This window comes from Azospirillum brasilense (genome assembly GCF_008365405.1).
Lineage (GTDB): Bacteria > Pseudomonadota > Alphaproteobacteria > Azospirillales > Azospirillaceae > Azospirillum > Azospirillum brasilense_D.
Genome location: NZ_QOKV01000011.1, coordinates 13606 through 38212, shown reverse-complemented (window position 1 = coordinate 38212; position 24607 = coordinate 13606). Strand labels below are relative to the sequence as shown.

The following is a 24607-nucleotide window of genomic DNA, read 5'->3' as shown; positions in this document are numbered from 1 at the left end:
GCGGTCCCGCCGATCAGACCGCCGGCTGCAAAAGCCGGAGCGGTGGCGGGGCCGGGCGGGCACGGGATCAGCATTATCTCCTACAATATGGAATATATTCCTTTCTCTGTAAAGCGTCTCTTCGCGCCGCGGTTCCGGGCGAACGCTGGACGTAACGCGCCGACGCCTCCACACTCGACAGCAACGGCGTTGGCGCCGGAGAGGGGGAGAGGGGACGCCATGGCATTCGCCCACACTCTGGCCGGAACGCGGTACGGGTTTCCCGACTTGAAGACGCTGCTCGCCCGCGCCTCGCCGCCGCGCTCCGGCGACGCGCTGGCAGGGCTGATCGCCGCCAGCGCGGCGGAGCGGGTGGCCGCGCAGATGGCTCTGGCCGACCTGCCACTGCGGCACTTCCTGACCGAGGCGGTCGTCCCCTACGAGGCGGACGAGGTGACCCGGCTGATCGTCGACGGCCATGACGGCGCCGCCTTCGCCCCGGTCGCCCATCTGACCGTCGGCGGCTTCCGCGACTGGCTGCTGTCGGAGGCGGCGGACGCGGCGGCCCTGACGGCGCTCGCCCCCGGGCTGACGCCGGAGATGGTCGCGGCGGTGTCGAAGATCATGCGCTTGCAGGACCTGATCGCCGTCGCCGCCAAGACCCGCGTCATCACGCGCTTTCGCAACACCATCGGCCTGCCGGGGCGCCTCTCCACCCGGCTGCAGCCCAACCACCCGGTGGACGACCCGCGCGGCATCGCCGCCAGCGTCCTCGACGGGCTGATGTACGGCAGCGGCGACGCGGTGATCGGCATCAACCCGGCCACCGACAGCGTGGAGGCGATGACCGCCCTGCTGGAGATGCTGGAGGAGCTTCGCCTGCGCACCGGCGCGCCGATCCAGTCCTGCGTGCTGGCCCATGTGACGACGGCGCTGCGGGCGATGGAGCGCGGGGCGCCGGTCGATCTGGTCTTCCAGTCCATCGCCGGGACGGAGGCCGCCAACCGCGCCTTCGGCGTCTCGCTGGCCCTCTTGGACGAGGCGTGGGAGGCCGGACGGGCGCTGAACCGCGGCACCGTCGGCGACAACCTGATGTATTTCGAGACCGGCCAGGGCAGCGAGCTGTCCTCCGGCGCGCACGAGGGGGTGGACCAGCAGACGGTGGAGGCGCGCTGCTACGCCGTCGCCCGCCGCTACCGGCCGCTTCTGGTCAACACGGTGGTCGGCTTCATCGGGCCGGAATACCTCTATGACGGCAAGCAGATCACCCGCGCCGGGCTGGAGGACCATTTCTGCGCCAAGCTGCTCGGCCTGCCGATGGGCTGCGACGTCTGCTACACCAACCACGCGGAGGCCGACCAGGACGACATGGACGCCCTGCTGACCCTGCTCGGCGTGGCCGGCTGCACCTTCATCATGGGGGTGCCGGGGGCCGACGACATCATGCTGAACTACCAGAGCACCTCCTTCCACGACGCGCTGTATGTCCGCCAAGTGCTGGGCCGTCGCCCCGCGCCGGAATTCGAGGCGTGGCAGGAGGCCGCCGGCATCACCGATTCCGCCGGGCGCCTGCGTTTCGACCCCGCCGCGTCCTCCCTTCTGCCCGCCCTGCCCCTGCCGGAGGAGCAGCCATGACCGAGTCCAGACCGGTGCCCCTCCCCTCCCCGGCCCAACCCGACCGCTGGGCGCACCTGCGCCGCCACACCGACGCGCGCATCGCGCTGGGCCACGCCGGGAGCGGCCTGCCCACCGCCGCCCACCTCGCCTTCCAGGCCGCCCACGCCCAGGCGCGCGACGCCGTGCACACGCCGCTCGACGTTGCGGCGCTGCTGGCGGCGCTGGCGGAGCGCGGCTGGCCGGCGGTCCCGGTGACCAGCGCCGCGCCGGACCGTGCCGCCTACCTGAAGCGCCCGGACCTCGGCCGGCAATTGTCGGAGGAGTCGCAGCGCCGCCTGTCGGAGCCGGTCCGCGCCCCCGACGTGGTTCTGGTGGTCGGCGACGGGCTGAGCGGCACCGCCGTGCAGGCCAACGTCATCCCGGTTCTGGAATCACTGATTCCGAAGCTCCAAGCGGCCGGGCTGCGGGTCGGGCCGGTGGTGGTGGCGGAGCAGGCGCGGGTGGCGCTGGGCGATCCGGTCGGCGCGCTGCTCCAGGCGCGGGCGAGCGTCGTCCTGATCGGCGAGCGACCGGGACTGAGCGCCGCCGATTCGCTGGGCCTCTATCTGACCTGGGAGCCGCGGCCCGGTCGGGTGGACAGCGAGCGCAACTGCATCTCCAACGTCCGAGTCGGCGGCCTCGCCCCCACCGCCGCCGCAGCCCAGGCGGCCGCCCTGCTCACCGCAATGTTCGCCCAGCGGCGGTCGGGCGTCCTGCTCGCCGCCGCGGCTCCCGCCGCTCCGGCGGAACTGCCGGGCGGCGGCGTTCCGTAACCGATCCGCACCGGTGCGGCGGCGGAATGTTCGCATTCGTCTTAATCCCATTGCGACAACCGGCGATGCCAAGCACAATCCCCCGGCAAAACAACCGGGGGCTCGGGGTGGCTGCGATGGGAAAGACGCGTGTGCTGGTGCTCGGCGGCGGGCTTGGGGGCGTGTCCGCCGCGCTGACTCTCACGGCGACCGAGGCGTTGCGCGAAAAGTTCGACGTGACGCTGGTCAGCCACGGCTGGCGGCTGGGCGGCAAGGGGGCCAGCGGCCGCAACGCCAAGCAGGGCCAGCGCATCGAGGAGCACGGGCTGCACATCTTCCTGGGCTTCTACGACAACGCCTTCCGGATGGTGCGCGGCGCCTACGCGGAGTGGGACGAGCCCGCCGACTACGCCTTCCAGACCTGGCAGGACGCCTTCCGCCCGCTGTATCAGGTGACGCTGATGCAGGACATCCCGCGCTTCGGCAAGACCCGCTGGCATTCCTGGAACCTCGACTTCCCCGAGCGCTCCGGCACGCCCGGCGACCCGCGGTCGCTCGGTCCGAACGGCTTCGCGGCCTTCCTGATCGGCGCGCTGCAAAATCTCGTCGCCAAGCACGACCATCTGCCCAGCCACCTCACCGCGAAGCTCGGGCTGGACGCTCTTGAGAAGGCGCGGACCCACATCGAGGAGGCGGGCGACGACGCCCTCGACCACGGGCTGATCGTCGATCTGCTCAAGATCGTCCAGAAGGGCTTCCAGGCGGTCCTGGAACCGCTGCTGAAGCTGTCGGACGAGGGCTGGGAGTTCGCCTGCTTCGCCGATTTCGGCCTCGCCTTCGCCATCGGCTGTTTCGCCGACGTGCTGCCCTACGGCAAGGACGGCTTCGACCGCATCAACGGCGAGGACTTCCGCGAGTGGCTGCAGAAGAACGGGATCTCCGACACCTTCGCGTGGTCGGCCCCGGTGCGCCTGCTCTACGACATGTGCTTCTCCTACAAGAACGGCGAAGCGACCGACGGGCCGGAGAACGCGCGCTTCGCCGCCGGCGCCGCGGCGGAGATCCTTCTGCTGATGGGCTTCGCCTACAAGGGCGCGCCGCTGTGGAAGATGAACGCCGGCATGGGCGACACCGTCTTCACGCCCGCCTGGTTCGTGCTGAAGCAGCGCGGGGTGGACATCAAGCTGTTCCACCGCCTGACCAAGCTGGAAACCTCGGAAAACGGCGCCTGGGTGGAGCGGGTGCGCCTGAACCGGCAGGTCGATCTCGTCAACGGCGCCTATGACCCGTTCGTCAAGGTCGGCTACGGCGACGACGGGAAGTGGCTCTACTGCTGGCCGTCCGAGCCGGACTGGAGCCAGATCGTCGACGGCGACAAGATCCGCGACGCCGGCATCAACCTGGAATCGGTGTTCTGCCACTGCACCGCCGGCGAATCGATTCTGGAGGTCGGCAAGGATTTCGACCTCGTCGTCCTGGCGATGCCGCCCGCCGCGCTGGCCGAGCCGGCGGCGGAGCTGATGGACGCCAATCTGCGCTTCAAGCAGATGGTCGAGGTCACCCCGGCGGTGCCGACCCAGGCGGTCCAGCTCTGGATGACGCCGAGCATCGAGGAGATGGGCTGGAAGGCCGGCCCGACCGCCATGACCAGCTATGTCGAGGAACTCGACAGCTGGGGCGAGATGAGCCACCTCATCCCCGCCGAATCCTGGCCGCCCGGCACCGTCAAGGCCGTGGAGTATTTCTGCGGCACCGCCCGCTGGCCGGCCGGCGCCCCGCCCTACGCCTGCGGCCTGCCGCAGCGGATGGCCGCGGACGTCCGCCGGGATGCCACGCAGTGGCTGAACGCCAACATCGGGGTGCTGTGGCCCAACACGGTCAAGGACGGCGTGTTCGACCAGAGCCAAGTCTATTCCTCCTACTACCGCTACAACCTCGACCCGTCGGAACTCTACGTGCAGTGCTTCCCGGCGACGGTGGAGACCCGGCTGACGCCGGGCGACAGCGGCTTCGTCAACGCCTTCCTGGCGGGGGACTGGACGCGGACCTGGTTCAGCGCGGGCAGCGCCGAAATCGCCGTCCTCTCCGGAAAGCAGGCCGCCGAGGCCATCGCCCGCCAGACCATCGACCTCACCCCGTCCGATTGAGAATCCTGATTCAATGCGCGTAATCGCAGCGTTTGCCGCGGCGGCCACCCTGGCCGCCGCGTTTCCGTCCCATGCCACCGACGTCTACACCTTCGAAGGGTTCGGGGCCGTGTCCATGGGCATGGGCGGCACGGGGGCGGCGTCCGACATCGGCGGCGCCGCCATGATCTTCAACCCGGCGACCCTGACGCAGCGCTCCTCCTCCTATCTGGAGGGCGGGCTGGTGGTCGCCGCCCCGACCGGGCTGCGCGCCACGCAGACGCAAACCGGCGAGGTGGCGCACGGCAAGGACACCTTCCCCTTCCAGGGCTACTACATCCCCCAGGGCGGTTTCGTCTGGCGGCATGAAAATCTGGCCCTGGGGCTGGGCGCCTACGCCCAGGGCGGATTCGGCACCGATTACGGCGAGGGCAGCTTCATGGCCCGCCTGCCGTCCGGCGTCGACAGCGGGCTGCGCACCAGCAGCGAGGCGATGTTCATGCGCGTCCCGCTGGCCGCCGCCTGGGACGTGACGCCGAAGGTCACGGTGGCGGGCGCCATCGACTATGTGCGGGCGGGGCTCGGCTTCCGCGTCCTCCAGGGGGCCGACCAGCTCGGCGCGCTGGCCGCCACCGGGCGGCTGACCGGACAGGGGCCGATGCTGGGCGCGGCCAGCACCATGGTCGGGATGGGCGGCGGCGTCTATTTCGACATCTTCGACCCGTCGATCACGCGCGCCGGGGTGGAGGGCGATGGGGTGAGCGGCCGGCTCGGCCTGACCTGGAAGCCGCAGGCCGACACCACCGTCGGCGCCTTCTACCAGTTCCGCACGGCGCTCAACAACCTGACCGGCGACGGCTCGGTGATCGTGCTGGCGCCCGACGGCACCCGGCTGACCCAGCCCGCGAAGTACACGCTGGGGAATTTCCAGCTCCCCGCCGAATTCGGCATCGGCGTCAGCCACCGGCTGCGGCCCGACCTGACCGTCGCCTTCGACTACCGGCGGGCCTTCTGGGCGCAGGCGCTGCGCCAGTACAACATCCGCGTCGACGTGCCGGGCCTCGGCACCGTGTGGGAGACGCTGCCGCAACGCTACCGCGACATCAACATCTTCGCGGTCGGTGCCGCCTACCGGGTGACCGACGCGCTGACCCTGCGGGCCGGCTTCCGCTGGGCCGACAGAGTGGCCCCGGCGGAGGACATCGTCTCGGTGATCCCGGTTGTCATCACCAAACACGCCAGCCTCGGCGTCGGCTACGCCTTCTCCGAGACCGTGCGGCTGGACGCCGCCTTTTCGCACGGCTTCCAGGAATGCGTGAGCAACGGCACGCCGCCCAACGGGTCCGCCGTCAATCCGGGGAAGTTCTGCAACGGCACCGACATCGTGGCGCTGAGCCTCAGCGCCTCGTTCTGACGATCTTTCATATCGGAGGAACGGGCGCCGGCCCTTTCCAGGACCGGCGCCCGTTCCCTCACTCCGCCTGCCAGACCACCCGGCCGGGGTTGGCGCGGAAGTCCATGTGGATCTGCATGGCGAAATCCACATGGACGGTGGCGCTGCCGTCCGGTCCGGCCGCGAAGCCGAAGTCCGAGATGACCTGATGGCTGGCGTAGTCGGCCACCCGCAGCGTGAAGTCGCCGCGCATCGGCCACGCCCCGCGGAAGCGGTCGACGTGCATGGGGCAGTCGATCAGTGCCTGATAGCAGGCCCGTTCGCTGTCCGGGGCGCCCCGGAACTGCTTCAGGTTGATGACCGGCACCGTGCCGGCCAGCAGCGATTCCACCGCCTTGACGGCGACCTCCACCCCCTCGACCAGACCGCCGGGGCACAGCAGGGCTTTCAGCGCGTCGCCGAGGTCGGCGGCGAGATCCTCAAGGCTCTGCCACGCCAAGCCGGGGGTCCACGGCCCGCCCTCCACCGTCAGCAGGGGGGCGAACACCCCCTCGCAATCGGAGGACAGGGTGCGGAACAGCGTCGTCTCGCAGACGAAGCGCGGGGCCTCGGCCCCCTCCTCCGGCAGCGTGATGCGGCCCAGCGACTTGGCGAAGCCCCATCCCTCCCGCCCGCAGACCAGCGGAATGGTCGCGTCCGGAAACACGTAGGGCATCCACAGCACCAGCCGCGGCCAGTGGCCGGGCCGATGCTCGATCAGCGGCAGCCACAGCGAGGCTTCCCGGTAGGGAATCCAGCCGAACGGCTCGGTCGGGCTGGTGCAGCGCCCCACCGACAGGAAGGTGCACAGCGCCACCGGACCGGCGACCTCGTAGCGCACCGCCCCGGCGGGCGCCGCGTTCAGCAACTTGTCGACCAGCGCCTGGGTGTTCACCGGGTTGCTGCGCACGACGAAGGCGGTGGCGAGGCTGTCGGTGAAGACGCCGGGCGCGGCGATCGACACCTCGCCGTGCCCGGCGAAGGAGACGTAGCGGGGGGCGGTCACGACGGCGCCCCGTTCAGGAAGTTCTCGCCGGAGATGAACAACGGCGTTCCGGAGATGGCCCGCGCCGCCTGCATGCCGGACATCACCGTCGCCTCGATGCAGGAGGTGTTGAAGCCGGTGCGGACCCAGCAGCCGGCCAGGAACAGGTTGTAGAACCCGCTCGCATCGGTGCGCAGCCGGAACTTGGTGGAGCCGGCGGCGCTGCCCGGCAGCGTTTCGGTGGGATCGACGTTGGCGCGGATGATCTGGTGCGACAGCCGCTCCCGCCCGGTGCCGTTCCATGGATCGTAGAGGACATTCCAGTTGAAGCCGACGCCGCCCTGGCCGGAGACCGTCGCCTTCGGCCAGAAATTGCCCATGTAGGCGTCCAGCCACTCCGCCGCGCTGTCCGTCACATTGTCCAGCGCCTCCTTCGGCACTGCGAGGTCGGTGGTCGGCCGGGCGACCAGACCGGTCTGCCAGACGCCGCAGATGTAATGCACCGACTTTGGCGTTTCAGACTGGGGCGCACCCGTCTCGCCGGGGCGGAACTCGTAGGGCAGAGTCTGCCCCATCTCCGCCCAGATCGACCAGGGCTCCGGCCCGGCGACGGCGGCCGGCTGGCCCGGCTCCCAGCCCAGACCCTGGAGGTCGGGGCCGCACCACAGCTGCATGGACAGCGTCGGGATGATGCCGATGTTGCTGGTCATCGCGTTGAAAGCCGGCGAGGCCGCCTGCAGCTCCGCCGCCAGGGTCGGCTGGTCGTTCATCGCCTTGAAGCCGCCCATGGAGATGCCGAGGACGGCGACGTCGAAGTCGCGGCCACGCTGCAGCGTCTCGGTCCCGACCGGCTCCCACGCGCACCAGTGCGACTCCAGAGAGGAGTTGTTGGTGGCGAGCGCCGCCTGGACCTTGTCGGCGTCCTTGATCTGGTCCCACAGCGGCTCCAGCGGCCAAGCCAGCAGGAACTTCTTGTCCTCCAGCGGCACGGTGATCAGCGGCTGGTAGTCATCCGCGCCGTCGACGAGATCGACCTGCCGGGCGAGGCGGACGGTCTCGACCAGCGCGCGGTCGTCGGACAGGCCGATGTCCTCGACGCGGCGGAAGAACTTCACCTTCACGCCGTTCTGGAGCAGGGTCTGGTAGATGGGCGCGATGATGACCTCGCCCATGCCCGCTTCCATGTTCCACATCACCGATTCGCGGCAGGTGGCAAACATGCGCACGCAGGACAACGCCGCGACGCCGGCACCCCAGTTGGGCTGACGGTAGTCGCCGTCCTTGTACTGCATGAAGGTGTCGTAGCAGGTGCGCAGCGAGCAGCTCTGCTTCAGCGCCGCGGCGTCGCCGCCATGACGGATCAGCCAGTCGGTGAACTCAAGGTCATCCAGCGAGTCGGCGGTGCGCTTCTCGATCCCGAAATCGGCGATGATGCCGACGGTGAAGGGAAGCACGAAGGCCAGCAGGTCGCGGGCCACGTGGTTGCTGGGCAGGGTGGCCGCCGCGGCCTCGATCAGCCGCAGCAGCTTCATCAGGTCGTGGAAATGCTCGACCGGCGGAGCCGCCGACGGGTTGGACCCAGGCCCATTCTGCGGCCCGCCGGCCAGCGCCCGGATCAGCCGGTGGGCGGCGACGGCCGCGTCCTTCGCGGTGGTCACGGCGGCGCCCTTCACCAGCGCCTCGGCCTGCGCCAGATGGCGGACCTCCCGGTCCCTCCAGTTGCGGATCGCCTCGGCGAAGCGGGTGGCCAGCGGCGCCGGAAGGATCTGCTGGTCGGCCGGCAGGACGGGCATCGGCGCGACGGTGCGGCCGTCGATGTGGACCAGCTTGCCGTCGACGATCAGGCCGCTCAGTTCGTCCCAGTTCTCGAACACGTCACGCACCACGCCGACCAACGACGCGATGGCCTGCGGCAGGGTCGGCATGACGTTGGCCGAGCCCGGCTCGCCGCCCAGCACCGGCCAGGTCAGCGGCCAATAGGCCGGCTTGCCGTCGTCCAGCACCATGCCGATGGGGGTGAAGCGCTGCGGCTTCAGCACGTCCCGCCAGGACTGGAACGTGTTGTCCGGCGAGCGCTTCCAGACGTCGAAGACGTCCTGGAGCATCTTGAAGGCGTTGTTGTAGAAGCCGAACCAGACATGCAGGCCGTGCTCCTGGATGCGGTTCCACTGGTCACGCCCGGTGGCGCCCTTGCCGCCCAGCCGCCAGCCCATCTGGTAGATGGTGACGTCGTAGCGCGCCCGCTTCTCGTCCGTGTCGGACAGGAAATGCGCCGTGGTGAGGGCCCCGACGCCACCACCCAGAATTGCAACCCTCGTCTTCGCCATGCTCTCCCCCCGGCAGATCCGGCATCCCCGCGACGGTGCCGCGGAATTTCGCGGTACTCGTCAGAAATTGCGGGGGAGGTTAGCATAAATTGTCGTACCGCGATTGAACTATTACGCCGTTTCGCCGATGCTACCGCCCTATGACCCGTGCGATTGCCAAGCAAAAATCGTGCAAAGCCCCGGCTGCCACGCCCTGCGCTTGCTCCACCGTGGCGCGACCTTCTATAACTGACGGCGCAACCACGCGACATAAGGATGCTGCGTCGTGATCGGGGCCATCCCCACCGCAACCGTGCCGGCGTTACCGGGCTTCCGCGTTGTCGAAACGCTGCATGCGGGGTCGCGCTCGACCGTGCTGCGCGCCGTCCGGCGCGACGACGGCCTGCCCGTCATCTGCAAGCTCCTGTCCGGCGAGGACATCGGCAGCGAGGACAAGGCGGCGTTCCAGCGTGAATTCGCCATCACCCGCCGGTTGCGCCACGCCGGGATCGTGGAGGCGCTGGACTGCGTCCCCCACGGCAACGGGCTGATGATGGTGTTCCGCGACATCGGCGGCGCCGCGCTGGACAGCCTTCCGGACGTGCGGACGGAGGACGTCGCGGTCTTCCTGCGGATGGCGCTCCAGGCCGTCGACGCGCTGGCCGCCGTGCACGACGCCGGGGTCGTCCACAAGGACATCAGCCCAGGCAACCTGATCTGGAATCCGGCGACCGGCCAGTTCAACCTGATCGACTTCGGCATCGCGTCGGAATTATCGCGGGAAGAGGCGGGCGACCCCGACGTCGGCGCCATGGAGGGTACGCTCGCCTACATGGCGCCGGAGCAGACCGGCCGCATGAACCGGTCGGTGGATTACCGCGCCGACTTCTACGCGCTGGGTGCCACCTTCCACGACTTCCTGACCGGCCAGCCCCCCTTCCCGTCCGGCGATCCGCTGGAGCTGGTGCATTGCCACATCGCGCGGACGCCCGTGCCCGTGCACAAGCTCAACCCGCTGGTGCCCGAGCCGCTGGCCGCCATCGTGGCCCGGCTGATGGCGAAGAACCCGGAGGAGCGCTACCAGAGCGCCTTCGGCCTGCGCGCCGACCTCGAACGCTGCCTGACCGAATGGCGCGGCCACGGCCGCATCGAGCCCTTCGCGCTGGCCAGCCGGGACGTCCGTCCGGTGCTGCGCATCCCGCAGAAGCTCTACGGCCGCACCGCGCAGTTCCGCGTCCTTCTCGACGCCTTCGGGCGGGCCGCCGCGGGCGGATTCGAGGCCCTGCTGATCTCCGGCTATTCGGGTGTGGGCAAATCGGCGCTGGTCCGGGAACTGCACAAGCCGGTGATCGCCCGCCACGGCTTGTTCATCACCGGCAAGTTCGAGCCGCTGAAGCGCGACATCCCCTACGCGCCGGTGATCGATGCCTTCAAGACCCTGGTGCGGCAGACCTTCGCCACCGGCCCGGAGTCGCTGGCGCTGTGGCGCGCCCGCCTTCTCGCCGCGCTCGGTCCCAACGGGCGGATCATCACCGACGTCATCCCTCACGTCGAACGGCTGATCGGCCCCCAGCCGCCGCTGCCGGAACTGGGTCCGGTGGAGGCGCACGAGCGCTTCATCTACGTCTTCCGCAATTTCGTCCGCGTCTTCGCCGGGGCGGGGCACCCGCTGGTGCTGTTCCTGGACGACCTGCAATGGGCCGACCTCGCCACGCTGAAGCTTCTGGAAGGGCTGGCGGGCGATCCGGACCTCGGCCACTTCCTGCTGGTCGGCACCTGCCGCGACACCGAGGTCGATGCGGCCCACCCGCTGCGCCACACGATCCAGACCTTCGCCGAGCGCGGCGTTCCGGTCCGCGACGTGTCGCTCGGCGGGCTCGACGCCGATGCGGTGGTGGCCCTGCTGTCCGACACGCTGCACGCGGCCCCCGACGAGGTGCGCCCTCTGGCCGAACGGCTGATCGCCAACACGCTGGGCAATCCCTTCTTCCTGGGCCAGTTCCTGGAGTCGCTGGAGCAGAGCGGGCTGATCGCCTATGACGGCCTCGCCGGAGTGTGGAACTGGAACCTGGAGGCCATCGAGTCCCAGCGGATGGAACGGATGGTCGACGACGTCGTCACCTTCGTGGTTCGCCGCATCCGGGAACTGCCCGCCGAGACGCTGACCGTCCTCCAGACCGCCGCCTGCATCGGCAGTGCCTTCGATCTCGCCACCCTGGCCGAGGCGAGCCGGCGGACCTCCGCCGCGACGGCGGCGGCGTTGTGGCCGGCCCTGCGCAGCGGGCTGGTGGTCCCGGTGGGCGACGCCTATCGCTACGCCGACATGGAGAGCGTGTCGCCGCGCGCCACCTACCGTTTCGTCCATGACCGGGTGCAGCAGGCGGCCTACAGCATGCTGCCGGACGCCGACGCGCTGGCCTGCCATCTCGCCGTCGGCCTCGTTTTGGAACGCAGCCAGGGCTTGCCGGGCGATCGGTCGCCCGACCGGCTGTTCGCGATCACCAACCAGCTGAACCGCGCCCTGCCCCTGCTGTCGCCGGAGCAGAGGGAGCGGCTGGCCCGTTACAATCTTCTGGCCGGGCAGGCGGCGCGCGCCTCGGCGGCGCTGGGGCCGGCCTTCGACTATCTCATCACCGGGGTCGGGCTGCTCCCCGCGGACGGTTGGTCGCGCCTGTACGACTTGGCGCTCAGCCTGCACGCCGAAGCGGCGGAGATCGCGGCGGTGAATGGCGACGTCGCCGCGGTGACGCCGCTGGCCGAGTCCATCGAGGCCAACGCCCGCACCGTCCTCGACCGTGCCCTGGCCTACGAGACGCAGATCCAGATGCACGTGTCGCGGCAGAACCTGCCGGCGGCGCTCGGCGCCTGCCGCACCGCCCTGAGCCAGCTCGGCAGCCCGATCCCGGAGCGGGCGGACACCCGGCATGTGCTCAAGGAACTCGCCACGACCAAGCTGGCGCTGCGCGGCAAGGGCGAGGAGGACCTCGTCAACCGCCCGCCGCTCACCGACGCGCGTCTGCTGACGATCGGGCGCATCGTCTCGCGCGTGCTGGCGAGCGCCTATCTGCACGACACCAACCTCTACACGGTGCTGCTGCTGCGCATGGTCCGGCTGTCGGCGACCGAGGGGATCCTGCCAGCCTCCGGCATCACCTACGCCACCTATGGGCTGCTGCACTGCGCGATGCTCGGCGACGTCCCGGCGGGCGCCATGTACGGACGGGTGGCGCTGCGCGTGCTGGACCGGCTGAACGCCAACCAGGGCCGCGCCCAGACGCTGTTCGTGGTCAAGCTGTTCATCGAGGTTTGGCACCAGCCGGTGGCGAAGGCGCTGTCCGGCCTCCTCGACGCCCACCGGATCGGCCTGGAAACCGGCGACATCGAGTACGCCGCCTATTGCCTGAACAATGCGGTCGCGCAAGGGCTGTTTCTCGGCCATCCCCTGCGGCAGCTCCAGCAGACCGCGGCGGGCCACGCCGCCGCCATCGCGCGCCTGAACCAGCAGACCGCGGCGGGCGTGTTGCGGCCCCACCAGCAGCTCATCGCCAACCTGCTGGGCGAGTCCGAAGACCCCACCGCCTTCGCCGGCCCTCACGTCACGGAGGCGAGCGACGTCCCGGCCCTGGCCGCCAGCGGCAACCGCCTTGCCCTGGACACGATGCACAGCCATCTGGCCTATCTGAACCTGCTGTTCGGTCGGATCGACGAGGCGCGGCACTGCATCGCGAAGCGCCGTCCCTTCGCCGACGCCTCCATGGGCATGGTGATGAACCTGCGCATGCGGGTGGTCGCCGCCCTGATCGACTTCGCCGCCTGGGACCGCCTCCGCCCCGCCGAGCGGCTGCGGGCGCGGGCCGCGGCACTCGGGCTGGAGCGCCGGCTCCGCGGAGCGGTCCGCCACGCGCCGACCAATTTCCGCCACCTGCTGGCCCTCGTTGTGGCCGAACGGCTGCGTGCCACCGGGCGGCTGGACAAGGCGCATCGCCACTACCAGACCGCCGCCGAGTCCGCCCGCGAGCAGGGATTCACCCACGACGAGGCCTTCGCCTGCGAGCGGGCCGGCGAGGCCGCCTTGGCACGCGGCGACCGCTTCACGGCGAAGGCGATGCTCTTCCAGGCCCGCCACGCCTACCGGCGCTGGGACGCGCTGGCGAAAGTCAGGGCACTGGATGCCCGGCTGGCCGAGCTGTTCGGCGAGACGGCGGCGGACCAGGGCTCCATCGACGATGGCTTCCCGCCGCAACGCCCGGTCACCGCCTCGTCGCGGCGGCGCTCCTCCTCCGGGTCCAGCTCCCACATGGTGGATGTGGAGACGGTGATCCGCACCTCGCAGGCGCTGGCCCAGGACATCCGGCTGGGCGACCTGCTGTGGACGCTGATGAAGCTGGTCATCACCAACGCCGGGGCGACGCGGGGCTGCCTGCTGCTGCCGACCGACGGCGCGTGGCGGATCGAGGCCGACGCCGCGAGCGAGGGCGACGCCGCGGAGGTCCTCCAATCCCGCCCCCTCGACGACGCGGCGCCGGTCCTGGTGCGCGGCGTTGTCGACGCGGTCATCCAGACCGGGGAGCCGGTCGTTCTGGCCGACGCCGCGAACGACGGCGATTTCCAGTACGACTCCTACACGCGGATGGCGCAGCCGCGCTCCGTGCTGTGCCTGCCCTTGCGCAACCGCAACCAGATGGTCGGCATCCTCTATCTGGAGAACAACCTCGCCGCCGACATCTTCAGCCCGGAGCGGCTGGAGCTGCTCAACCTCCTGTCGGTGCAGATCGCCATCTCCATCGAGAACGCCCGCCTTTACGACGGGCTGGAACGGCTGAACCGCACGCTGGAAGCCCAGGTGGCCGAGCGGACCCGCGAGGTGGCCGAGCAGTCTCAACTGCTGCGCGCCACCCTGGCCAGCATGTACGACGGCCTGGCGGCCTTCGACGCCGAGGAGCGGCTGCGCGTCTGGAACGAGCGCGCCATGGCCCTCTTCAGCCTGCCGGACACGCTGCGCCGGGTCGGCGTTCCATATCGGGAGCTGAGCGCCGCGGTGAACGCCTCCGGGCAGCTTCTGACGGCGCTGGTGCCCTCGCCCCTGGTCAGCAGCCCCAGCGAGATCGAGTTCGCCGACGGCCGGGTCATCCAGGTCCGCAGCAACCCCATGCCGGACGGCGGCATGGTGCAGGTCTATGTGGACGTGACGGTGGACCGCAGCCGCGAAAGCGAGCTGCGCGACGCCCACGAACAGCTCCACGCCGCCCACGCCCAGCTCAAGGCCACGCAGCAGCAGCTTGTCCAGGCGGAGAAGATGGCCTCGCTGGGGCAGCTCGTCGCCGGGGTGGCGCACGAGATCAACACGCCCATCGGCATCGTGATGACCAGCGCCTCCTATCTCGGCGAGAAGATCAGCGCGCTCGAAACGCTGTCCGACACCGGCAAGATGCGCCGGGCCGACTTCCAGGACTTCATGCAGGCCGCGCACGACGCCGCCACGCTGATGATCAGCAACGCCACCCGCGCCGCCGATCTGGTGCAGAGCTTCAAGCAGGTCGCCTCGGACCAGACGCGCAGCGACCGCCGCCGGTTCGACCTGCGCGGCTATCTGGAGGAGGTTCTGGTCAGCCTGCGCCCGACCTGGCACCGCCCGGGCCATGAGGTGCGGCTGGAGTGCCCCAAGGGCATCGAACTGGACAGCTACCCCGGCGTGATCGCCCAGATCGTGACGAATCTCATCACCAACTCGGTCAACCACGCCTACCGGGAAGGCGAGAAAGGCCGGATCGCCATCACGGCGCAGACGCTGGAGAACGACGGGGTGCGGCTGGTCTATCGGGACGACGGCTGCGGCATCCCGGCGGAGAACCACGGCAAGGTGTTCGAGCCCTTCTTCACGACACGGCGGGGCACCGGCTCGACCGGACTCGGCCTGCACATCGTCTTCAACCTGATCACCGGCCAGCTCGGCGGCACCATCCATTTGGACAGCCAGCCCGGCGAGGGAACGCGATTCACCGTCGAGTTCCCCTGCCGTGCCCCCGGAAAAACGCCGCAGAGCTGAGATGGTGAGCTGAGACGGCGGACGCTTACTCCGTCTCGGGGTGGCGCTTCTCGAACTCCCAGACGCGCTCGAAGCCCATCAGGCGGGTGAAGTCGGGGAAGGGATACAGCTCCCCCCGATACTCGGCGCTCGACCCCTTGGCGAGGATTTCGCCGTAGGCGCTGCGCAGCGCCGCGGCCATCGCCAGGAAGCCGGTGGCCGGGAAGATGGCGATGCGGTAGCCGAGCGATTCCAGCTGCGCCCCGGTCATCACCGGTGTGCGCCCGCCCTCCACCATGTTGGCGATCAGCGGCTTGCCGATGGTCCGGCAGATCCGCTCCATCTCCGCCTCGCTCTCCGGGCTTTCCACGAAGATGATGTCGGCGCCGGCCTCGGCGTAGGCGTCGGCGCGGCGCAGCGCCTCGTCGAGGCCCAGCGTGGTGCGGGCGTCGGTGCGGGCGATGATCAGGAAGTCGCTCGACGACCGCGCCTCGCAGGCGACGCGGATCTTGCGCACCATGTCCGCCATGGGAATGACGCGGCGGCCCGGCGTGTGGCCGCACTTCTTCGGGAATTCCTGGTCTTCGAGCTGGATGGCCGCGGCCCCCGCTTCCTCGTAGCCGCGGATGGTGAAATCGACGTTCAGCAGGCCGCCATAGCCGGTGTCGCCGTCGGCGATCAGCGGCGTGGAGGTGCCGCGTGCGATGGCCCGCACCCGGCCGACCATGTCGCTGAAGGTGGCGAGCCCGGCGTCCGGCAGACCGAGATGGCTGGCAACGGTGCCGTAGCCGGTCATGTACAGCGCGTCGAACCCCATGCCGTCCGCCACCTTGGCCGAGATCATGTCGAACACGCCGGGGGCCGAGATCAGGCCCGGCTGCGACAGGCGCTGTTTGAGAGAAATGGTCATGTCTGTGGAATCTCCGGAAGTCTTTACGAGGTCCGCCGGTGCATGCGCCGGTCGATGTGCAGCAGGCCGGCGCTGATGAGCACGGCGGTGGTGGCGAGGATCAGCACCACGGCCATCATGGTGCGCACGTCGTGCCCGCCGATGGCGTTCATGACGAGGTAGCCGAGGCCGCGCTGCGAGGCGAACATCTCGCCGATCAGCACGCCCAGCAGGGTCAGCGAGAAGCCCACCCGCAGGCCGGACACCAGTTCCGGAAGGGCGGCGGGCAGGATGATGGTGGAGACGAGCTGGAGCGGCGACAGGCGCATCACCCGCGCGCTGCGCAGCATCACCGGCGGGATGGTGCGGACCGCGTTCATCGTGAAGATGATCACCGGGATGATGCCGTGGATCGTCCCGAAGGCCACCTTGGCCGACAGGCCCAGCCCGAAGGCCAGAAGGATCACCGGGTAGAGCGTGATCTTGGGCAGCGAGTAGAGCGACACCAGGATCGGCTCCGCCACCTCCCCGGCCAGCCGGTTGATGCCGAGAACGATGCCGATGGTCAGCCCGCCGAGCACCGCCAGCAGCAGCGAATAGAGCAGAGCCACGCCGGTCTCCGCGACGTGCGGCCAGAAGGTGGCGGAGCCCAGCAGTTCGACGGCGCGGGCCAGCGTGTCGGCGGGCGAGGTCAGGGCGACGCTGCCGACGATCCAGTGCAGGACCTGCCACAGGGCCACCAGCGCGACGATGACGAGAAGCGTATCGGTCTTTCCGTGCATGGCCGTCAGCGCCTCCGCCGCTGCATGATCCGGCGCTCCCAGGTGAAGAGCACCGCGTTGAGCACCGTCACCAGGACGATGATGAACAGCATCAGCGCGTACATCCGCGCGTTGTCGAAGTTGTTGAAGGCATAGGCGATGCTGTAGCCGATGCCCGAGGAGGACATGATGAACTCCGCCGCGATGACGCCGATGAAGCAGTAGGCGATGGCCAGCTTGGCCCCGGTGAACAGGAAGGGTGCGGCGCTGGGCAGCTTGACCATCAGCGCGGTGCGCACCGGGTCCATGCCGTGGACGCGCGCGGTCTTCAGCAGGACGCGCGGAATCCTGTCCAGCCCGTTCAGCGTGTTGATGAGCATCGCCACCACGCCGAACAGCGTGCCGATCACCACGATGGGCGCCGCCCCCAGCCCGAAGATGACGATCAGCACCGGGTAGAAGACGAAGAAGGGCACGGCGTAATAGGTCGCCAGGAAGGGGTCGAGCGCCCGGCGCACCCGCGGCATGGCGTGGATCGCCACACCGGCGACAAAGCCAAGCAGGATCGAGGCGATCACCGACATGGCGACGTTGCCCAACGTCTCGCCGATGTCGGCGCTGGCCGCCCCCGAGGCGAGAAGGCGGTAGAGGTCGCCGGCCATGACGCTGGGCGCGGGCAGGACCGTCTTGGCGATGACGCCGGCGCGGCACAGCACCTCCAGCATTAGAACGGCGCCGCTCACCACGATCAGCCGGAGCCAGCCCGCCCAGCTCACGACCCACCCCCGGCGAGGCCCGCCGCCTTCAGGCTCTCCTCGCGCAGCAGGCGCCACAGCCGGGCGGTGATCTGGCCGAAGCCGTCCTCGCTGGCGATGCGGGAATCGCGCTCGCGCGGCCAGCCGGTTTCGATCTCCTCGATGATCCGCCCGGGCCGCGACGACATGACGCCGATGCGGTCCGACAGCATGGCCGCCTCGTCCAGCGCGTGGGTGATCAGCATCACCGTGGCCCCGGTCTCGCGCCACAGCTTCAGCAGTTCGTCGCCCATGATCAGGCGGGTCTGCGCGTCGAGCGCGCCGAACGGCTCGTCCAGCAGGATCAGGCGCGGGCGCATCACCAGCGTGCGGGCGATGCAGACGCGCTGGCGCATGCCGCCGGACAGCTGCACCGGATAGGCCTTGGCGAAGTCCTTCAGCCCGACGAAGCCGACGGCGTAATTGACCCGCCGCTCGATCTCCGCCGGATCGACGCCCGCCCGGCGCAAGCCGAAGGCAATGTTGTCCCACACGGTCAGCCAGGGGAAGGTGGCGTCCTCCTGGAACACCACCCCGACGCCGTCCGGGACCTTGCCGGCCACCGGCTTGCCTTCGAAGGTCACCGACCCCTCGGTCGGCACGGACAGGCCGGACAGCACGTCGAGCAGCGTGGACTTGCCGCAGCCCGACGGTCCGACGACGGAGAAGAACTCCCCCTGCCGCAAGGTCAGGTCGACGGGGCCCAGCGCGTGCACCCCGCCGTGGCCGGGAACGCCGTAGATGCGGCTGACCCCCTTCAGTTCCGCGTGGACGGCCGGGGCGGGGATAGCTCCCGCTTCCTCGTGCAGATCGCGCTTGGCGGCGACGTTGGCTTTCATCGGGGGCTTCCTCCCGGTCATCGGATATCGTCAGGCGGATTATTTCAGGCCAATCACTTCAGGAACGAGGCATCGGCGTGCTTCGACCAGTTGACCTTGCCCTTGACCTCGCCGATGATCTCCAGGCCCTTGATCAGGTTGTTCATTCCGTCATATTCGAAGTCACCGGCACTCCAATATTTGATGGCCGCCAGATTCTTCAGCGCCTGCAGAGCGATCGCCTCGTCGATGTCGTAGTATTTGGTCATGATCTTCGCGGTCTCTTCGGGGTTGGCGTAGACGAAGTTCACCCCCTTGCGCCGTGCCTCGATCAGCTTCCGCAGCTTATCGCCGTTCTTCGCGGCGAACTCCGACGTGGTGACGCCCACGGTCTGCACCATGGTCGGCAGCTCGGTCTCGACCGCGAAGACCATGCGGTACTTGTTCTGCACGCGCGCCCAGATCGGGTCCATCACCGGGGCGGCGGCCACCCCGCCCTGCTCCAGCATGGTCAGGCCGCCGCCGACGCCGCCCGCCGACACGCCGTCCACCGTGATGCCGTGCTTGTCCGTCACCATGGTCAGCAGCATGTCGGTGACCGACTTCGGGCTGGTGAAGGCGACCTTCTTGCCGTCCAGGTCCTTGGCGGTCTTGACCGGCGAGTCCGGCTTGGTCACCCACAGGATCTCGCCCGCCGTGCGGACGCCGGTGTGGATGATCTTCACGTCCAGGCCCTGGTTGATCGCCGCCACCGCCGCCGACAGGGCGACCTCGCCGTAGGGCATCGGCGCCGCCATGACGTTGCGCATGGTCGTGCCGCCGCCCTTGGAGGTCAGGACGCCGGTGATGTCCAGCCCCTGCTCCTTGTAATAGCCCTTCTCCATGGCGACGGCGTAGGGCGCGCCGTACATCAGGACGCCCCAGTGGGTGACGGTAATCTCCTCGGCCTGCGCCGGGACCGCCGGGGCCAGCGTGGCGAGCGCCACTCCCATGGCCGCTGCCCCCAGGACCGCCTTGCGCTTCATCGTGGTCATGAACGACATCGCTGTTCCTCCCAATGTGCCGCTGGCCTTTCCGGCCATGCGCGTTGACCCGGACCCGTCAGGCGGTGGGCAGGGCGTGAATCCACGGGCGCTGCGCCCGGTCGCGCGCCTCGAACGCCGCCATGGCGGCGTCGTGGCGCAGGCTGGCCCCGATCTCGTCCAACCCTTCCAGAAGGGCCTGCCGCCGCGCCGTCTCCATCGTGAAGGGAAACTCCCGCCCGTCCGGGGCGGTGACGCGGCTGGCCTCGATGTCCACCGTCATGGCAGCGGCCGGCGTCGCCTGGGCGACGGCGACGAGATGGGCGAGCGCAACCTCGTCCAGAGTCACCGCGGCCAGACCGTTCTTCTGGCAGTTCTCGTGGAAGATGCTGGCGAAGCTGGGGGCGATCACGCAGCGGATGCCGAAGTCCATCAGGCTCCACACCGCGTGCTCGCGCGACGAGCCGCAGCCGAAATTATCGCCGGCCAGCAGGATTTTCGCCTCCCGCCAGGGGGCTTGGTTCAGGACGAAGTCCGGCCGTTCCTGGCCGTCGTCGTCGAACCGCCATTCGGAGAAGAGGCCGGCGCCCAGCCCGCTGCGGTGGATGGTCAGCAGATGCGCCTTGGGGATGATCGCGTCGGTGTCGACGTTGGCGCGCGGCAGTGGTGCGGCGATCCCGGTGATGCGGTTGATGGGTTCCGGCATGTCAGACGCTCCCTTCCAGGCTGCGGGCATCGACGATGCGGCCGGCGACGGCCGCCGCCGCCGCGGTGGCGGGGCTGGCGAGGTGGGTGCGCGCCCCCGGCCCCTGGCGGCCTTCGAAGTTGCGGTTCGAGGTGGCGACGCAGCGCTTGCCCGGCGGCACCCGGTCGGCGTTCATCCCGGCGCACATGGAACAGCCCGGCTCGCGCCATTCGAAGCCGGCGGCGGTGAACACGCGGTCCAGCCCCTCCGCCTCGGCCTGCCGGCGCACCTGGCCCGAGCCCGGCACGACCAGCGCGCGCAGGCCGGCGGCGATACGACGGCCCTTCAACACGGCGGCGGCGGCCCGCAAATCCTCGATGCGGCTGTTGGTGCAGGAGCCGATGAAGACCATGTCCACCGGCAGGTCGCGGATAGGCGTCCCCGGCTCCAGCCCGATGTAGTCCAGCGCCCGGCGCATTGCCTGCCGGCGCTTGGGGTCGGCCTCGCGCTCCGGATCGGGCACGGTCTCGCCGACGCCGATGCAGTCCTGCGGGCTGGTGCCCCAGGACACCTGCGGCGTGAGGCTGGAGACGTCCAGCTCGATCTCTGCGTCGAAACGCGCGTCGGGATCGCTCGCCAGGGCGCGCCACGCACCCACCGCCTGCTCCCACAGCACGCCCGCCGGGGCGAAGGGGCGCCCCTGGAGATAGGCGAAGGTCACCTCGTCCGGGGCGATCAGGCCGAAGCGCGCGCCCAGCTCCACCGACATGTTGCAGACGGTCATCCGCTCTTCCATGGAGAGCGCGCGGATGGCCGGACCGGCGTACTCGACGCCGTAGCCCGTCGCTCCCGCGGTGCCGATGGTGGCGATCAGCTTCAGTACCATGTCCTTGGCCGACACGCCCGCCGGGCGGGTGCCGCTGAAGGTGATGCGCATGGTCGGCGGGCGGCGCAGGATGGCCGTCTGCGTCGCCATGACATGCTCGACCTCCGACGTGCCGATGCCCCAGGCCATGGCGCCCAGCGCACCGACCGTGCTGGTGTGGCTGTCGCCGCAGACCAGGGTGGCGCCCGGCAGGGCGATCCCCAGCTCCGGCGCGATCACATGCACGATGCCCTGGCGCACGTCGCCCAGATCGAACAGCGCAACGCCGGTGGCCTCCGCGTTGGCACGCAGGGCGCGGATCATCTCCGGCCCGCCCGGCACCGTGTCGTCGGTGCGGCCATTCTCGGTGGAGACGATGTGGTCCGCCGTCGCGAAGGTCAGGTCGGGGCGGCGCAGCCGGCGCCCGGCGGCGGCCAGCCCCGCGTAGGCCTGCGGGCTGGTGACCTCGTGCAGCATGTGGCGGTCGATGTGGAGCAGCACCCGCCCGTCGCCCAGATCGGCGACGACGTGCTGGTCCCAGATCTTGTCGATGATGGAACGCGGCGTGTTCATGGCGTTGCCTCCCCTCACTCGGCGGCCCGGTAGGCCTGTTCGCGCTCGTAGTAGTCGGGGAAGCCGACAAGGTCCTTCAGCGCTTCGAAATCGGCCTGGGCCACCCGGCTTTCCTGCCCGTCCGCCACCGCGGCCAGGGCGGCGCGCATGGCGTCGATGGCCGCCGACATCAGGGTCAGCGGGTAAGCGGCGAGCTTGAAGCCCAGCGCCTCCAGCTCGCGCGGCGGCAGCATCGGCGTCTGTCCGCCGCGCACCATGTTCGCCATCGCCGGCCGGTCGATGCCGGCGCAGAAGGCGGCCATCTCCATCTCGTCGTGCGGAGCCTCCATGAAGATGATGTCGGCGCCCTCCTCCACGAAATCCTGGCAGCGCTCCAGCGCCGCGTCGAAGCCGTGCACGGCGCGCGCGTCCGTCCGCGCCAGGATCAGGATGTCGTCGGACCCCGACCGGGCGGCGTCGACGGCGGCGCGGATCTTCATGCGCGCCTCGGCCCGCCCGACGACCTGCTTGCCTTTGGTGTGGCCGCAGCGCTTGGGGCTGACCTGATCCTCGATCAGGACCGCGGCGGCCCCGGCGCGGGCGTAGTCGCGCACGGTGCGCTGCACGTTCATGGCGTTGCCATAGCCGGTGTCGCCATCGCCGATCACCAGCAGGCCGGGGGCCGCCTGACAGACGTTGCGGAGCTGGTCCAGCATCTCGGCGAAGGAGATCAGCCCGGTGTCGGGCATCCCCAGCCGGGTCGCCGAGACGGCGAAGCCGCTCATCAGGCTGACGCGGAAACCGGCCTGCTCGATCAGCCGCGCCGACAGCGCGTCGAAACAGCAGGGCATCAGGTGAAGGCCGGGAGCCTCCAGCAACGTTTTCAGGCGTTGTGCGGGTGTCGTCACCGGTTGTATCCCTCCCTTGCCGCCGCGTCCGCCGGCAGCGTCCAACAGGGCGCACCGGAAGCGGGCTATTAATTTGTTGTGTCAACGAACATAATGCGTCATTGTATACAACGCAACCCGAAAAGTTCAGGCGCCGGACAGAAGCGCGAGAGAGGTGGGCATGTCGGACAGCGGTGGGGCTCTGGCGCCCCAGTGGGATAATGGATTTAGCGGCGGCTCCAACCGCGCCGCCGACCGTGCCTACCGCTTCATCCGGGAGGGCATCCTGGCCAGCCGCTGGCCGCCGGGCGCCCATCTGCGCGAGCAGGAACTGGCCGAACTGACCGGGGTCAGCCGCACCCCCGTGCGCGAGGCGCTGCGCCGACTGTCCGCCGACGGGCTGCTGCAACTCGTCCCCAACCTCGGCGCCAAGGTGAACGCCTGGACGATCCAGGACCTCGATGAGATCTTCGGACTGCGCGCGACGCTGGAAAGTCAGGTGGCCGGTCTCGCCGCCAGCCGCGCGGAGCCGCAGCATCTCGTCGAGCTGGGAGCGCTGTGCGACGCGATGGAGGCGGTGGTGGGGGATGGCGACGCGGTGGATTTCTCGCGCATCACGCCGCTGAACGACCGGTTCCACGGCTTGCTGATCGACATCGCGGGGGATCGGCGCCTGGGCCAGATGATCCGGCAAGTGGTGGAGATGCCGCTGGTTCTGCGGACCTTCGCCCGCTACAGCCGACGCGACCTCGCCCGCAGCATGAACCACCACCGTGAGATCGTCGAAGCCCTGGCCGCCCGCGATGGGGAGTGGGCGTCGTCGGTGATGCGCGCCCATGTGCGCGCCGGGCGGGCCGTCTTCACGGTCCCGAAAACGGAGTGAGCATCATTGTATACAACGACAGCACGCCGATCCGGGCGAGCGGATCGCCCATCGGCGCAGCACAAAGGTCCCGGCGCCCTGATGAGGACGCCGGGACGAAGTCCAGGACGCGACTGAGGAGGACCGGTCAGGCGACCAGGAAGCCGGCGCCGACCGGATCGTTGCGGTCGATGACCCAGCGAGCGGTGCCGAGGATGCTGGCCGTGCCCTTGACGGTCGGGCGCACGGCGCGCACGCCGTTCAGGCGGGTCTCGCCGAGCAGGCTGCCCTCGAAAGTGCCGGTGCCGAGCAGGCCCTCGGAGCGGATGGTGTCGCCGATCGCCATCTTCCCGCGCGCCTCGAACATCGCCATCATCGCGCTGGTGCCGGTGCCGCCCGGCGAGCGGTCGAGCTGGCCGGCGCTGAAGACGTGGACGTTCTTGTAGAAGGCGCCCTCGATGGTCGGCTCGTGCCAGAAGGTCACGAAGTTGAAGTTGTTGATGTGCGCCGACGCCGGGTGCTGGATCGCCACCTTCTGGCGGAGCTGCTCGCGCGCCAGGATGCCGTAATGCGACAGGGCGGTGCCGTTCTCCGCCCCGATGCGCAGCGACGTGCCGGTCAGGTCGATGATGCCGAAGTAGTTGCCGCCCCACACGATGTCGGCCTTCAGCGGGCCGATCTCCGGCAGCTCGAACTCGACGTCCTGCGCGGCGACGTAGGCCGGGACGTTCTCGAACCTGGTCCACAGCACCCGGTCGCCCTCATGCGCCACCTCGGCGACGACGAGGCCGGCGGTGGTCTCGAAGCGGATCGTGGTGCGCCCGTTCTCGCCGCGGCGGACAAGGCCGTTGGCGACCATCGCCATGGCGACGGCGATCGTGCCGTGGCCGCACATGTGCGAATACTGGGTGCCGTCGATGTAGATCAGGCCGGCGTCGTAGTCCGGGCCGGACGGCGGGGTCAGGAAGACGCCGAACATGTCCTTGTGGCCGCGCGGCTCGCGCATCAGGGCTTCGCGCAGCCAGTCGTAATGGGTCTCCAGGAACTGGCGCTTCTCCAGGATGCTGGAGCCGGCTGGATAGGGGATGCCGCTGTGGATGATGCAGAGCGGCTCGCCCTCGGTGTGGGTGTACAGGACATCGAATGCGTCTTGCATGCGCATGGAAGGACCCTTTCGTGGATCGGATTCAGTGTTGGATCGGGGGGATGAA

Annotated in this window: 17 protein-coding genes; 6 read left to right on the top strand and 11 right to left on the bottom strand. The window is 69.6% G+C overall.

From position 1 onward, the window contains the following. Positions 1-219: 219 nt before the first annotated feature. From DS837_RS17520 to DS837_RS17505, 4 genes are all read left to right on the top strand, one after another. A complete protein-coding gene (locus DS837_RS17520; RefSeq protein ID WP_149165935.1) occupies positions 220-1614 on the top strand; it encodes an ethanolamine ammonia-lyase subunit EutB in 1395 nt (464 codons plus the stop codon). Then, on the top strand, positions 1611-2408 hold the full coding sequence (eutC, locus tag DS837_RS17515) for an ethanolamine ammonia-lyase subunit EutC (protein ID WP_149165934.1): 798 nt from the start codon (positions 1611-1613) through the stop codon (positions 2406-2408). The genes DS837_RS17520 and eutC overlap by 4 nt, the downstream gene beginning before the upstream one ends. A 116-nt stretch (positions 2409-2524) precedes the next feature. Next, positions 2525-4534, top strand: a complete 2010-nt coding sequence (locus DS837_RS17510; RefSeq protein ID WP_247889992.1) for an NAD(P)-binding protein — start codon at positions 2525-2527, stop codon at positions 4532-4534. 13 nt (positions 4535-4547) lie between these two features. After that, on the top strand, positions 4548-5927 hold the full coding sequence (locus DS837_RS17505; protein ID WP_149165933.1) for an OmpP1/FadL family transporter: 1380 nt from the start codon (positions 4548-4550) through the stop codon (positions 5925-5927). A 58-nt stretch (positions 5928-5985) separates the two neighbouring features. Here the strand turns inward: DS837_RS17505 and DS837_RS17500 are convergent, their stop codons facing one another. Together DS837_RS17500 and DS837_RS17495 are read right to left on the bottom strand one after the other, a co-directional pair. Beyond that, positions 5986-6951, bottom strand: coding sequence for an acetoacetate decarboxylase family protein (locus DS837_RS17500; RefSeq protein WP_149165932.1), 966 nt, complete (start codon positions 6949-6951; stop codon positions 5986-5988). Continuing rightward, positions 6948-9257, bottom strand: a complete 2310-nt coding sequence (locus DS837_RS17495) for an NAD(P)-binding protein (protein WP_149165931.1) — start codon at positions 9255-9257, stop codon at positions 6948-6950. The genes DS837_RS17500 and DS837_RS17495 overlap by 4 nt, the downstream gene beginning before the upstream one ends. A gap of 265 nt (positions 9258-9522) precedes the next feature. Here DS837_RS17495 and DS837_RS17490 point away from each other — a divergent pair, with 265 nt between their 5' ends. Further along, positions 9523-15282, top strand: a complete 5760-nt coding sequence (locus tag DS837_RS17490; protein WP_149165930.1) for a trifunctional serine/threonine-protein kinase/ATP-binding protein/sensor histidine kinase — start codon at positions 9523-9525, stop codon at positions 15280-15282. Positions 15283-15307: 25 nt separating this feature from the next. On the opposite strand, the gene DS837_RS17485 is transcribed toward DS837_RS17490, so the two are convergent. Genes DS837_RS17485 through DS837_RS17450 form a run of 8 tightly spaced genes read right to left on the bottom strand, consistent with a single transcriptional unit; the run spans position 15308 to position 22555 of the window. Further along, entirely contained in the window at positions 15308-16171 is an 864-nt protein-coding gene (locus DS837_RS17485) for an isocitrate lyase/PEP mutase family protein (protein ID WP_149165929.1), read from the bottom strand. Positions 16172-16194: 23 nt separating this feature from the next. Next, positions 16195-16932, bottom strand: coding sequence for an ABC transporter permease (locus tag DS837_RS17480; protein ID WP_149165928.1), 738 nt, complete (start codon positions 16930-16932; stop codon positions 16195-16197). 5 nt (positions 16933-16937) lie between these two features. Beyond that, positions 16938-17687, bottom strand: a complete 750-nt coding sequence (locus DS837_RS17475) for an ABC transporter permease (protein WP_149165927.1) — start codon at positions 17685-17687, stop codon at positions 16938-16940. Further along, positions 17684-18544: an ABC transporter ATP-binding protein gene (locus tag DS837_RS17470; RefSeq protein WP_149165926.1), complete on the bottom strand. Its 861-nt coding sequence runs from the start codon at positions 18542-18544 to the stop codon at positions 17684-17686. Before DS837_RS17470 ends, DS837_RS17475 begins: the two co-directional genes overlap by 4 nt. Positions 18545-18597: 53 nt before the next feature. Continuing rightward, complete coding sequence (locus DS837_RS17465; RefSeq protein ID WP_149165925.1) at positions 18598-19566, bottom strand: ABC transporter substrate-binding protein; 969 nt, start codon at positions 19564-19566, stop codon at positions 18598-18600. Between the two features lie 58 nt (positions 19567-19624). Continuing rightward, the gene (gene leuD / locus DS837_RS17460; protein WP_149165924.1) at positions 19625-20251 is read right to left on the bottom strand and encodes a 3-isopropylmalate dehydratase small subunit; all 627 of its coding nucleotides are present in this window, start codon (positions 20249-20251) and stop codon (positions 19625-19627) included. Position 20252: 1 nt separating this feature from the next. Beyond that, positions 20253-21668: a 3-isopropylmalate dehydratase large subunit gene (gene leuC, locus DS837_RS17455; RefSeq protein ID WP_149165923.1), complete on the bottom strand. Its 1416-nt coding sequence runs from the start codon at positions 21666-21668 to the stop codon at positions 20253-20255. Positions 21669-21682: 14 nt separating this feature from the next. Then, positions 21683-22555 (bottom strand): isocitrate lyase/PEP mutase family protein, encoded by an 873-nt coding sequence (locus DS837_RS17450; protein WP_149165922.1) that lies wholly within the window; start codon positions 22553-22555, stop codon positions 21683-21685. Positions 22556-22715: 160 nt separating this feature from the next. Between DS837_RS17450 and DS837_RS17445 the strand changes: the two genes are divergently transcribed. Further along, positions 22716-23417 carry a GntR family transcriptional regulator gene (locus tag DS837_RS17445; RefSeq protein WP_149165921.1) on the top strand — a complete coding sequence of 234 codons (702 nt, stop codon included), beginning with the start codon at positions 22716-22718 and terminating at the stop codon, positions 23415-23417. Between the two features lie 127 nt (positions 23418-23544). Here DS837_RS17445 and DS837_RS17440 read toward each other — a convergent pair whose 3' ends face one another. Continuing rightward, entirely contained in the window at positions 23545-24558 is a 1014-nt protein-coding gene (locus DS837_RS17440; protein ID WP_149165920.1) for a proline racemase family protein, read from the bottom strand. Positions 24559-24607: the final 49 nt, after the last annotated feature.